The 11,755-nt window shown below is 58.2% G+C and carries 11 protein-coding genes; 6 read left to right on the top strand and 5 right to left on the bottom strand.

What is annotated here, in order from left to right; genetic code table 11:
• Positions 1-101 precede the first annotated feature (101 nt).
• On the bottom strand, positions 102-524 hold the full coding sequence (locus VCA57_RS19280; RefSeq protein WP_411186676.1) for a PilZ domain-containing protein: 423 nt from the start codon (positions 522-524) through the stop codon (positions 102-104).
• Positions 525-581: 57 nt separating this feature from the next.
• Here VCA57_RS19280 and VCA57_RS19275 point away from each other — a divergent pair, with 57 nt between their 5' ends.
• The 5 genes from VCA57_RS19275 (at position 582) to cysB (ending at position 4,509) form a co-directional block, all read left to right on the top strand.
• On the top strand, positions 582-908 hold the full coding sequence (locus VCA57_RS19275; RefSeq protein ID WP_411186757.1) for a thioredoxin domain-containing protein: 327 nt from the start codon (positions 582-584) through the stop codon (positions 906-908).
• Positions 908-1,855 (top strand): putative 2-dehydropantoate 2-reductase, encoded by a 948-nt coding sequence (locus VCA57_RS19270; protein ID WP_411186675.1) that lies wholly within the window; start codon positions 908-910, stop codon positions 1,853-1,855. The genes VCA57_RS19275 and VCA57_RS19270 overlap by 1 nt, the downstream gene beginning before the upstream one ends.
• 12 nt (positions 1,856-1,867) lie before the next feature.
• Positions 1,868-2,773 carry a 5'-nucleotidase gene (locus tag VCA57_RS19265; protein ID WP_411186674.1) on the top strand — a complete coding sequence of 302 codons (906 nt, stop codon included), beginning with the start codon at positions 1,868-1,870 and terminating at the stop codon, positions 2,771-2,773.
• Positions 2,774-2,921: 148 nt separating this feature from the next.
• Positions 2,922-3,422: a universal stress protein gene (locus tag VCA57_RS19260; protein ID WP_411186673.1), complete on the top strand. Its 501-nt coding sequence runs from the start codon at positions 2,922-2,924 to the stop codon at positions 3,420-3,422.
• Positions 3,423-3,534: 112 nt separating this feature from the next.
• Entirely contained in the window at positions 3,535-4,509 is a 975-nt protein-coding gene (cysB, locus tag VCA57_RS19255; RefSeq protein ID WP_411186672.1) for an HTH-type transcriptional regulator CysB, read from the top strand.
• 80 nt (positions 4,510-4,589) lie between these two features.
• On the opposite strand, the gene VCA57_RS19250 is transcribed toward cysB, so the two are convergent.
• Entirely contained in the window at positions 4,590-5,351 is a 762-nt protein-coding gene (locus tag VCA57_RS19250) for an SDR family oxidoreductase (protein WP_411186671.1), read from the bottom strand.
• Between the two features lie 223 nt (positions 5,352-5,574).
• Here VCA57_RS19250 and VCA57_RS19245 point away from each other — a divergent pair, with 223 nt between their 5' ends.
• Complete coding sequence (locus VCA57_RS19245; protein WP_411186670.1) at positions 5,575-6,582, top strand: NADP-dependent oxidoreductase; 1,008 nt, start codon at positions 5,575-5,577, stop codon at positions 6,580-6,582.
• Positions 6,583-6,778: 196 nt separating this feature from the next.
• On the opposite strand, the gene VCA57_RS19240 is transcribed toward VCA57_RS19245, so the two are convergent.
• The 3 genes from VCA57_RS19240 to VCA57_RS19230 all read right to left on the bottom strand — a co-directional run bounded on the left by VCA57_RS19240 (position 6,779) and on the right by VCA57_RS19230 (position 11,747).
• Positions 6,779-9,844 (bottom strand): efflux RND transporter permease subunit, encoded by a 3,066-nt coding sequence (locus tag VCA57_RS19240; RefSeq protein ID WP_411186669.1) that lies wholly within the window; start codon positions 9,842-9,844, stop codon positions 6,779-6,781.
• Positions 9,841-10,872, bottom strand: a complete 1,032-nt coding sequence (locus VCA57_RS19235; RefSeq protein WP_411186668.1) for an efflux RND transporter periplasmic adaptor subunit — start codon at positions 10,870-10,872, stop codon at positions 9,841-9,843. Before VCA57_RS19235 ends, VCA57_RS19240 begins: the two co-directional genes overlap by 4 nt.
• A 95-nt stretch (positions 10,873-10,967) precedes the next feature.
• On the bottom strand, positions 10,968-11,747 hold the full coding sequence (locus VCA57_RS19230) for an ABC transporter permease (RefSeq protein WP_411186755.1): 780 nt from the start codon (positions 11,745-11,747) through the stop codon (positions 10,968-10,970).
• Between the last annotated feature and the right edge of the window lie 8 nt (positions 11,748-11,755).

Raw genomic sequence — 11,755 nt, 5'->3', positions numbered from 1 at the left:
CGGAGCACAGCAATATGAGCACAGCGGGGAAGCGGAACCTTAGCGCGTAAAGGCCTGATTCGACAATGGGCTTTGCGGCTTAAGCCGCACCAGTCGGGGACTCACTCACTTAAACTGGCCCGGGAAAACGCGGCGGCATGCTGGCTAATCCACTCTTGCGCCACCGTTTCTATAGATAAGCTACAGCCCAGCGCTTGCTCACGTTGGTGGCGATAATGCTCAATCTGACAGACCTGCTCGACCATGCGCGCACGAAACAGCGTGTCTTCATCGACAAAGGCGATACCCACCAGGTATTTGTCATCTTGTTTACGGCACCAGGCCACCAAACCGGGATAGCGCGCATGCTCGCCGAACAATGGGATACGCAACTCAATGGCTGTGCCACGGCGAAAAGCGCGGCTGGAGTTGCAAGCCACACCGCCGAGACTGATATTGTTAAGCCGCTGTCTGGGTACGAACGCCTGTTTGCGCAGCACCAACTCAACCGGCATATCACTGGGATGACGTAAAAAGTGACGCATCTGTAACGACCTCGGTGCCATCAATTTGATACCACATTAGGCAGTATAGTGATCGAGCTGGAACTCACCGATTTTGATGCAGACCACCATCTGCTCGACCTACCCGGCACATCACTGCTGGTCTTTACCAGCACAGGCTGTGCCAGTTGCCGTTGGGCGCGCCGTGAGCTGCCTAGTTTGAGCCTGCCGATACAGCGCCTGGCCTGGGTCGACGCGGCAGACAATGGCGGTTTAGTGACGCGTTATGAGGTATTTCATCTACCCGCGTTGTTCGTGGTGAGAGATGGTCATTTTTATGGCGCGCTGCAGAGTAAGCTGCAGACCGCCGAACTTATTCAGGCGCTAGACACTGCCCTGTCGCGCCCCGCAGAGGATTTACCCTAATGAATGCAGCACCGCGTATTGGCATTATCGGCTCCGGCGCAATTGGCGGCTTTTATGGTTTGATGCTGGCCCGCGCCGGCTTCGATGTGCACTTTCTCCTGCGCAGTGAATTTGCCGCAGTGGCCAGCCAAGGTTTGCAGGTTAATAGCGCCGTGCACGGCAACCTGCACCTGCCATCGGTGCAGGCCTACCAATCTGTTGCCGATATGCCGCCATGCGACTGGCTGCTGATTGGTGCCAAGACCACCAGCAACGCCGAACTCGCCCCGCTGATCGCCCAGGCCGCCGCGCCGGGCGCCAAGGTGGTGCTGATGCAGAATGGCTTGGCTGTGGAAGACGAACTGCGCCCGCTGCTGCCAGACTCGCTGCATCTGCTGGGTGGCCTTTGCTATATCTGCGCCCACCGCAGCGCACCGGGCGTGGTCGAGCACCAGGCGCTGGGCAACGTCAATCTGGGTTATCACTCCGGCCCTGCGGCCGATGCTGAGAGCCGTCAACAAATCCTCGAACAAGGCACCGCGCTGTTCCAGGCAGCAGGCCTGGACTCCACGGCGATGGCCGAGCTAAACCAGGCACGCTGGCAAAAACTGGTGTGGAACGTGCCTTACAACGGCCTGGCGGTGCTGCTCGACAGCGCCACCACCGCGCTTATGAATACCGCCGACAGCCGCGCCCTAATCCAAGCAATCATGCAGGAAGTAGTCGATGCCGCCAGCGCTTGCGGCTATCAGCTACCCGCCGGGTTCGCCGGCAAACTGCTAGCGGCCACTGACCGCATGCCGAACTACCTGCCCAGCATGTACCACGACTTTGCCCTGCAACGCCCACTCGAGCTGCACGCCATCTATGCCGCACCGTTGGCCGCCGCAGCCAAAGCAGGCTGTGCCATGCCGCGCACCGAGATGCTCTATCAAACCCTGCGCTTTCTCGAGCAGCGCCAACAGTAAAACGGAGCAGCCATGAGCAAGGGATTAGGCGACAAACTGGTGTTGGCAATTTCCTCGCGGGCACTGTTCGACCTGCGCGATAGCCATCAGATTTATGAAAGCCAAGGTGTCGAGGCCTATCGCCAATACCAGATCGAACATGAGGACGAGATACTCGCCCCCGGCGATGCCTTCCCGCTGGTGGAAAAACTCCTGGGCCTCAACAGCGCCCTCAAGCAACAGCGGGTCGAAGTAATTCTGGTGTCACGCAACAGTGCGGACACCGGCTTACGGGCGTTTAACTCAATCCAGCACTACGGACTGGGCATTTCCCGCGCGGCCTTTGTCGGCGGGCGCAGCCCAGACCCTTATCTGGCCGCATTCGGCTGCCACTTGTTTCTCTCCACCCATGCTGAGGATGTACGCAGCGCGCTACGTGCAGGGTTTGGCGCGGCCACCATTCTTTCCGGCGGCGCGCGGCGGGCGGCAAGCAACGAGTTGCGTATTGCCTTCGACGGCGATGCGGTGCTGTTTTCCGATGAGTCAGAACGGGTCTATCAGCAAGGCGGCTTGGAGGCGTTTCAAAGCCACGAGCAGCACTCTGCCCGCGAGCTATTGGGGGGTGGTCCGTTCAAGCCGTTCCTCGCTGCTCTGCATCTACTGCAGCAGGAGTTTCCCGAAGAACAATGCCCCATTCGCACGGCCTTGGTTACCGCCCGCTCAGCGCCGGCCCATGAGCGAGTCATTCGCACGTTGCGCGAGTGGAACATCCGCCTGGATGAATCCTACTTTCTCGGCGGCCTGGAAAAAGCCGCCATCCTGGAAACCTTCGGTGCCGACGTATTCTTCGACGATCAAGCCGGACACTGCGAAAAAGCGCGCGAAGTGGTCGCCACCGGGCATGTGCCACACGGCATCAGCAACGAACCGCAACCGTAATCCATGGATCAACTGCGGGGCGTCAACGCCCTGCAGAAACCTTCTGCGTATATAACCATTCGTCCTCAAAAGCGGCACTTTACTGGACTTACTGATAGCACTGCTAAGCTCAGATCAGGCCTGCCAGTTAGGCAGTCAAGGAGGCCGAATGATCCGCTCGATTCTCTATGCCACAGACCTTGGTTTATACGCGCCCTATGTCCTGCAGCATGCCTTGGCCCTGACCCGCTCCTTCAATGCCAGCCTGTATGTGATACATGCCGTAGAACCCATGGGTCTGTTTGCCGAATCGGTACTGCAGACCTATCTGGATGAAGTGCAACTTAAGGAGCTACGCATCAATGGACTGAGCACAGTGATGGGTAGTATCGAACAACGGGTTCTCGAAGGTTTTCGCGATGAACTGGGTGAAACGCTGCATGACATGGAACTGATCAGGGCGGTGCGTGTGATACAGGGCGATCCACCGCTGGTGATTCTCGCTGAAGCGCAGCAACTTGGCGTAGATTTAATGGTCCTAGGTAGCCACAGCCACGGCACCGATATGGATATTCCCTTGGGGCGGACCGCATCACGCCTGGTGCAGTTATCCGAAGTGCCGGTGTACCTCGTACCGATGCTGCAACACCGTAGCCATGCAGAGCTTTGAATAAACGCCGTCTATTTAACTATTTCGTCTATATTTAACGCTAAAAACATCATTATGGTTATATAAAACGCCGGTAACTTGAACGGCTGTCTTTCTGCTTTGAGGGATTTTTATGAAGCTTCAGCAATTGCGCTACATCTGGGAAGTGGCGCATCACGACCTTAACGTCTCTGCCACAGCACAAAGCCTCTACACCTCGCAGCCTGGCATCAGCAAGCAAATCCGCCTACTTGAAGACGAATTGGGCGTGGAAGTATTCGCCCGCAGCGGCAAGCACCTGACCCGCATCACCCCAGCCGGCGAGCGCATTATCAATACCGCTGGCGAGATCCTGCGCAAGGTCGAAAGTATCAAGCAGATCGCCCAGGAATTCTCCAACGAGAAGAAAGGTACGCTGTCGATTGCCACCACCCACACCCAGGCACGTTATGCCCTGCCGCCGGTGATCAGCGCGTTTATCAAACAGTACCCGGACGTATCTCTGCACATGCACCAGGGTACGCCGATGCAGATCGCCGAAATGGCTGCCGATGGCACCGTCGATTTCGCCATCGCCACCGAGGGTCTGGAGCTGTTCAACGACCTGATCATGATGCCCTGCTACCGCTGGAACCGCTGCGTCGTCGTGCCTCAGGGCCACCCGTTAACCAAACTGCCGAAGCTGACCCTCGAAGCCTTGGCCGAATACGCCATCGTCACCTACGTATTCGGCTTTACCGGCCGCTCCAAGCTGGATGAAGCCTTCAGCCATCGCGGCTTGACGCCGAAAGTAGTGTTTACTGCCGCTGACGCCGACGTGATCAAAACCTATGTACGCCTGGGTCTGGGTGTCGGCATCGTGGCTAAGATGGCCGTAGATGCCAAACTCGACCCTGACCTGGTGGTGCTGGATGCCGGCGAGCTGTTCGAAGCCAGCGTGACCAAGATAGGCTTCCGCCGTGGCACCTTCTTACGCGGCTTTATGTGCGACTTTATCGAGAAGTTCGCTCCGCACCTGACCCGCGACGTGATGGCCAAAGCCGTGCAATGCCACAGCAAAACCGAACTGGAAGAGTTGTTTGAAGGGGTTGAGCTGCCGTTGCACTAAGATTTTTGCCGCTTGAATAACAAAGCCGGTCAACTGACCGGCTTTTTTCTGTTTGCGCAGTAATCCAACCGCCTGCTGGATCAAATCGCCGTAGCGCCACCATCGACCGCCAGTGCCTGGCCAGTGGTAAACGCCGCGTTATCGCAGCACAGGTAAAGCACAGCGGTGGCGATCTCCTCGACCTTACCAATGCGCCCAACCGGGTGCATGGCAGCGGCGAACTCAGCCTTACGCGGATCAGCCTCATAAGCGCGGCGGAACATGTCGGTGTCGATTACCGCTGGGCAAACGGCGTTAACCCGTACCTTTTTCTTCGCATACTCGACCGCAGCAGATTTGGTCAGACCGATCACCGCATGCTTGGAGGCCGCGTAAATGCTCATCTTCGGCGCAGCACCAAGGCCAGCGACCGAGGCAGTGTTAACGATGGCACCACCGCCCTGAGCCAGCAGCAGCGGAATCTGGTGCTTCATGCACAGCCACACTCCTTTGACATTAACGCCCATGATGGCGTCGAACTCGCTTTCACTGCCGTCAGCCAGCTTGCCCTTCTCAATCTCAATACCAGCATTGTTAAAGGCATAGTCCAGGCGGCCATAAGCCTCCAACGTGCGCTCCATCAGCAGCTTGACCTCGGCGTCGCGGGTTACATCACAACGCACGAACTGCGCATCGCCACCCGCCTCACGAATCAGCACGACAGTCGCCTCGCCGCCAGCTACATCGACATCGGATACCACCACCTGTAGGCCTGCGTTGGCGAATGCGAGTGCCGTGGCACGGCCAATACCAGCAGCACCACCGGTAACCAGAGCAACCCGGCCGGAAAAGCTAAAGCTCATCTGCGTACCCTCACAAGGATTGAAAACAGCCTGAAGTCTAGCCAGCGCACTGAGGATGCGGCAGCACTATCAAAATAGCGGTGATGCCTATATCCAAAATAATGATTAATGCTAGATGCAGATATAAGCCAAATGGATCAACAGCCATTCGTTCCATCGGCAAACCTTGCCCATCGCGCCTACACAAGCTATCAACAGTCTTCCCGTTTAATGAGTACCTGCCATGACTGCCCCACTTAATCGCCAGTTCCTGCTTGCCCAACGCCCAGTTGGCCTGCCCAGCCGCGAGACTTTCAGCTATGTAGAAACCAGCGTCGGCGAACCCGGCCCAGGCCAGATCCTGGTGAAGAACGCCTACCTGTCGCTGGACCCGGCCATGCGCGGCTGGATGAACGATGCCAAGTCCTATATCGCGCCGGTTGGCATTGGTGAAGTGATGCGCGCCCTCGGCGTAGGTGAAGTGGTGGCTTCGCAGCACCCGGACTTCGCCGTGGGTGACCATGTAAACGGCGCGCTTGGCGTGCAGGATTATTTCCTTGGTGAGCCCAAAGGCTTCTACAAGGTCGACCCCAAGCGCGCACCGCTGCCGCTGTACCTGTCCGCCCTGGGCATGACCGGCATGACCGCCTACTTTGCTCTGCTCGATGTTGGCGCGCCGCAAGCCGGTGAGACCGTGGTGATTTCCGGCGCAGCTGGCGCAGTTGGCAGCATTGCCGGGCAGATCGCCAAGCTCAAAGGTTGCCGCGTAGTTGGCATCGCTGGCGGCGCAGATAAGTGCAAATTCCTGATTGACGAGCTCGGTTTTGACGGCGCCGTTGATTACAAAAATGAAGATGTAGTCACCGGTCTCAAGCGCGAATGCCCAAAAGGCGTGAACGTGTATTTCGACAATGTCGGCGGCGATATTCTCGATGCAGTGCTCACCCGCCTGGCCTTCAAGGCGCGGGTAATCATTTGCGGGGCGATCAGCCAGTACAACAACAAACAAGCGGTCAAAGGCCCGGCCAACTACCTCAACCTGCTAGTCAACAGCGCGCGCATGGAAGGCATGGTGGTAATGACCTACGCCCCACGCTTTGCCGAAGCAGCTGCGGAAATGGGCGGCTGGCTGGCCAGCGGCAAGCTGAAGTCCAAGGAAGATATCGTCAGCGGCCTGCAGACTTTTCCGGAAACCCTGCTCAAGCTGTTCAGCGGTGAGAACTTCGGCAAGTTGGTGCTGAAAGTCGATTAACCCGCCTCCGTAGGATGGGTTAACCGCCAAGAGAGTGGCCCGGCAAGACTACATTAAACCGGGCGGCGTAACCCATCATGGCAGCATGGGTTAAGCTTCGCTCAACCTGCGCGGCCCGCCCCACCCAACGTCTGTAGCCCGGATGCAATCCGGGGCAATCCATCGCCGGCCACAGCGCTCCCGGATTACATCCGGGCTATGCCGCCACGTCCTCGCTCTGCGGCTTGATCGGCTGCCAGCGGCGCAGCAGCATATACAGGGTCGGGATCACAAACAGGGTGAAAAAGGTGCCAACCAACAGGCCGCCAACAATCACCATGCCGATCTGCTGACGACTTTCCGCCCCCGCACCCGTGGCAACCGCCAATGGCAGCGAACCCAGCACCATCGCCCCGGTGGTCATCAGGATCGGTCGTAGACGCTGTACCGACGCCTCAATCACCGCACCACGCAGTTCATGCCCCTGACGTAACAGCACGTTGGCGAATTCGACGATCAGGATGCCGTGTTTGGTGATCAGGCCAATCAGCGTCACCAGGCCAATCTGCGAGTAGATATTCAAGGTGCCGCCGAACAGCGTCAGCGCCAGCAAAGCCCCAGCCATCGACAACGGCACACTGAACAGAATGATCAACGGGTCGCTGAAACTCTCAAACTGCGCCGCCAGCACCAAGAAGATAAACGCCAAGGCCAGGGCAAAAATCAGCGCAATACCAGCGCTGGACTCCTTGAAGTCCCGCGAGGTGCCGGTGTAGTCGTACTGGGTCTCGGCAGGGAATACCGTGCGCGCAGTTCGCTCCAGGTGCACCAGAGCCTCACCGAGGGTGTAGCCGCTACCGATGTTGGCACTCACCGTCACCGCACGTAGCTGGTTGAAGTGATTTAGCTCGCGCGGCGCCACGGTTTCACGCACCTCGATCAGGTTGGACAACTGCACCATGCTGTCATCACGGCCACGCACATAGACGCGGTTAAGATCCTGCGGGTTGCTGCGATCCACACCCTGCAACTGCACCAGCACGTCGTACTGTTCGCCATTTTGTTTAAAGCGGGTGACCTGGCGGCTGCCAAACAAACTTTCCAGGCTGCGACCAATAGTGGCCACATCGGTCCCCACCGCCACTGCCTGCTCGCGGTTGACTGCCACCTTGAGCTGCGGCGCATTGAGTTTCAGATCGCTGTCCAGGCTTTCCAGTCCCGGATAATCACGCAACACCCTGAGCAGCTCATCGACATAGCCCTGTAGCTCGCTGTACTCCATGGACGAGCGAATCACGAAATTCACCGGCTGGTTACGCGCGCTCTGCCCCAGTGGCGGCCGATTGACCGGGAATGCCCGGAAACCGGCGATATTCTGCAGTTTGGGCAGCAGCTCGTTGCGAATTTCGAACTGACTGCGCGAACGGTCGGCCCAATCTTCCAGCTTCATAAAGGAAATGCCTTGAGCCACGGTCGGGAAGCCAGCAATAACCATGTAGCGGTTGGTCTCGGGGATGCTGGCATAGGCCGCTTCTATCTCGCGAGCATAGCGCCCGGTGTAGCCGATGCTGGCACCGTCCGGACCGTTGAATACACCGATGACGGTGCCGGTGTCCTCGGTCGGCGCCAGCTCGGACTTCAACCCGGAGAACAGCAGCACGCAGGCCACAACGGTCAACAGCAGCACACCGACCACCAGCACCCAAGCGCTCAGCGCCTTGGCCAGCAGGTGTTTGTAGCTGTAAGTCAGACCATTGAGAAAGTTCTCGATCAGGTTGTACAGGCGGTTATGCCGCTCGCCGGCCTGATGCGGTTTGAGCAATAGCGCGCACATCATCGGCGTCAAGGTCAGGGCAACAAAGCCCGAGACCAGCACCGCACCCGCCAGGGTCCAGGCGAACTCGGTAAACAACTTGCCGGTGGTGCCCTGCATAAAGCCGATGGGCGCAAACACCGCTGCAAGGGTCAGGGTCATGGCAATGACCGCAAAGGCGATCTCCTTGCTGCCCTTGAGCGCCGCCTGCAGCGGTTGCATGCCCTCCTCGATATGCCGGTGGATGTTCTCCAGCATGACGATGGCATCGTCCACCACCAGGCCGATGGCCAGCACCATGGCCAGCAGCGTCAAGGTGTTGATGGTGAAACCCATCAGCGACATCAGGGCAAACGCGCCGATCAACGACACCGGAATGGTCACCAGCGGAATGAGGGTGGCGCGCAGCGAACGCAGGAAGATAAAGATGATCAGGACAACCAGCCCGACCGCTTCCCAGATAGTGATAAACACGTTGTCGATCGACTCGCGAATAAACAGCGAGTTGTCGTTGGCCACCGCCATCTGCATGCCTTCAGGGAGTAACGCGCGCACATCCGGCAAGGCCGCTGCCAGGCCATCGGAGATGTCCAACGGGTTGGCGGTGGCCTGCTTGATCATGCCCATGGCGACGGCAGATTTACCGTTAAAGCGCACGATGCTGCGCTCATCCTGCGCGCCGATTTCAGCATAGCCAACATCCGCCAGACGCAGCAGATAACCGTTTGAATCATCGAGAATCAACTGGTTGAACTGCTCCGGGGTGTTCATGTCGGTTTCCGACAGCACAGTGAACTCGCGCTGTTGCGACTCAATGCGCCCGGCCGGGATTTCCACGTTCTGCCGGCGCAGGGCGTCTTCCACGTTCTGCACGGTGAGGTTGTGCGCGGCGAGTTTTTCCGGATCCAGCCAGATGCGCATGGCAAGGCTGCGCCCACCACGAATCTGCACCTCAGAAACTCCGGGAATGGTTTGCAGGCGATCCTTGATCACCCTATCCAGTACATCGGTGATTTCCATTGAGCTGTAACGCTCACTGTAGAAGGCCAGCCAGATCACCGGTTGGGCGTCGGCTTCGACCTTCTGCACAATGGGCTCGGCGATTTCATCCGGCAGCAAACCGCGTACGCGGCCGAGGCGGTCGCGCACATCGTTGGCAGCTTCATCAGAGTTGCTGCCCAGGCGAAACTGCGCAGTGATCTGGGTGTTTTCCGAGCGACTGATGGAGCTGACGAAATCCAGCCCGTCAATTCCAGACAATACATCCTCAATCGGCTGCGCAACCTGGGACTCCATGATCTCCGGACTGGCCCCCGGATAGCTGACGTTGACCGTGACAATTGGCACATCGATATTCGGGTATTCGCGCACGGCCAGGCGGTCATAGGCCATCAGCCCGAGCAGCAGCACAATCAGCGACAGTACGGTGGCGAACACCGGCCGGCGGATGCAGATATCCGACAGGGTCATAGCGCGGGTTCCGCCACCTTGGTGCGCACCAACGCACCGGCACGGACCTTCTGCCAGCCGGCACTGATCAAGGTTTCATCGCCTTGCAGGCCTTCTACCACTTCAACCTTGCCATCCAGGCGCTTGCCCAGTTTGACCTCGCGCAGCTCGACCTTGCCTGCCACCACCAGGTTGACCAACAACCGCTCGCCCACCGGCATGACGGCTTCTTCGGGAATCACCAACGCGTTCGGCCGCTCGGCCAGAATCACCGAAACACGGACAAACTGCCCCGGGCTTAGACGGCCATCACGGTTGCTGATGCGCGCACGAATCGCCTGACTGCGCCCAGCTTCGTCAAGACGTGGATTGATGGCGAATATTTCGCCGCTAAAGCGCTCGCCCGGATAGGCGTCCAGGCTGATCTCAATGACTTGCTTGAGGTGGATCTGGCTGACGGCTTTCTGCGGAATGCGAAAATCCACCTTGAGTGGATCAAGCACTTCCAGATTGATGATGTCCTGCCCTTCGCTCAGGTAATCGCCGGGGCTGACATGACGCAAACCCAGCATACCTTCGTACGGAGCGAGGATGCGGGTTTTGTCTAAACGCGCCTGCGACAGTGCCAAACTGGCCCGTGAAGCCTGCTGCTGAGCGCTGGCTTCGTCCAGCGCCTGAGCATTACTAGCTCCGCGTTTGAACAGCATCTGTGCGCGCGCGAAGTTTTTCTCCGCCAGGTTCAGGTTGGCCCGCGCCTGGGCAAACTCAGCACGTGCTATTGAATCATCCAGGCTTACCAGCAACGTGCCGACTTCAATACGCTGGCCTTCGCGAAAGTGCAGCTGCGCCACGCGTCCCGCAATTTCCGGGCGGATCATCACCGACTCGTCAGGGCGCAGCGAACCAAAGGTCACCAGCTCATCACGCACCAGGTTTCGCTCGACCTTGACCACTTCAACCAGCGGCCCCTCATTCGCTTGAGCCTGCGCACTGGCAAGCGCACACCCCAGAACAACCATACCGAGCAGAGCGGGTGTGCGGTTAAACATAGACGGCCCCTAATCCATTAAGGGACTGAGTCTAACGGCCGCACCACACAGATCAGCCGCTAAAACTGTTTCCCAATATTAGAGCTGCATGCAGGCTACTGACGCATACCACGGCCGCTGACCAGCAGATGGATGCACACGCCATACAGCACCGCAGTGGCGACCAGCATAAAGCCGATGGCTACGCCGATACGGATATCCGATACACCAAGAATGCCGTAGCGGAAAGCGTTAACCATATGCAGCACCGGGTTAGCCAATGACACCGTTTGCCAGAATGGCGGCAGCAGGCTAATCGAGTAAAACACCCCGCCCAGGTAGGTCAGCGGCGTCAGCACAAAGGTCGGAATGATCGAAATATCATCGAAATTGCGCGCGAACACCGCGTTGATAAAACCACCCATGGAAAAAATCGTTGCCGTCAGCAACACCACCAGCACCGTTATACCTAGATGGTGCACCTGCAAATGAGTGAAGAACATCGACAGCATGGTGACGATAAACCCCACCGCCAAGCCGCGCAGCACACCGCCGACCACATAACCGATGAGGATGATGTGCGGCGACACCGGCGACACCATCAACTCCTCAATGGAGCGTTGGAACTTGCTACCAAAGAAGCTCGATACCACGTTGCCGTAAGAGTTGGTGATCACCGACATCATGATCAGCCCTGGCACGATGTACTGCATGTAGGTGAAGCCACCCATGTCGCCAACCTGACTACCAATCAGATTGCCGAAGATCACAAAGTACAGAACCATGGTGATCGCTGGCGGCAGCAGGGTTTGCGGCCAAATACGGGTAAACCGACGAACCTCGCGGTACACGATAGTGCGCAGCGCCACCATGTTGGCGGCGAACTCGGAATTCAAATACCCCG

The organism is Pseudomonas sp. (genome assembly GCF_046581935.1).
Taxonomy (GTDB): domain Bacteria; phylum Pseudomonadota; class Gammaproteobacteria; order Pseudomonadales; family Pseudomonadaceae; genus Aquipseudomonas.
Note: the sequence above shows the minus strand (reverse complement) of the source record. Positions and strands in the feature narration are given on the sequence as shown.

Excerpts from the sequence above, each read along its gene's own strand:
- VCA57_RS19280 (WP_411186676.1), bottom strand. The coding sequence starts at position 524 with ATGCGTCACTTTTTACGTCATCCCAGTGATATGCCGGTTGAGTTGGTG.
- VCA57_RS19270 (WP_411186675.1), top strand. The coding sequence starts at position 908 with ATGAATGCAGCACCGCGTATTGGCATTATCGGCTCCGGCGCAATTGGC.
- VCA57_RS19265 (WP_411186674.1), top strand. The coding sequence starts at position 1,868 with ATGAGCAAGGGATTAGGCGACAAACTGGTGTTGGCAATTTCCTCGCGG.
- VCA57_RS19260 (WP_411186673.1), top strand. The coding sequence starts at position 2,922 with ATGATCCGCTCGATTCTCTATGCCACAGACCTTGGTTTATACGCGCCC.
- cysB (WP_411186672.1), top strand. The coding sequence starts at position 3,535 with ATGAAGCTTCAGCAATTGCGCTACATCTGGGAAGTGGCGCATCACGAC.
- VCA57_RS19250 (WP_411186671.1), bottom strand. The coding sequence starts at position 5,351 with ATGAGCTTTAGCTTTTCCGGCCGGGTTGCTCTGGTTACCGGTGGTGCT.
- VCA57_RS19245 (WP_411186670.1), top strand. The coding sequence starts at position 5,575 with ATGACTGCCCCACTTAATCGCCAGTTCCTGCTTGCCCAACGCCCAGTT.
- VCA57_RS19240 (WP_411186669.1), bottom strand. The coding sequence starts at position 9,844 with ATGACCCTGTCGGATATCTGCATCCGCCGGCCGGTGTTCGCCACCGTA.
- VCA57_RS19235 (WP_411186668.1), bottom strand. The coding sequence starts at position 10,872 with ATGTTTAACCGCACACCCGCTCTGCTCGGTATGGTTGTTCTGGGGTGT.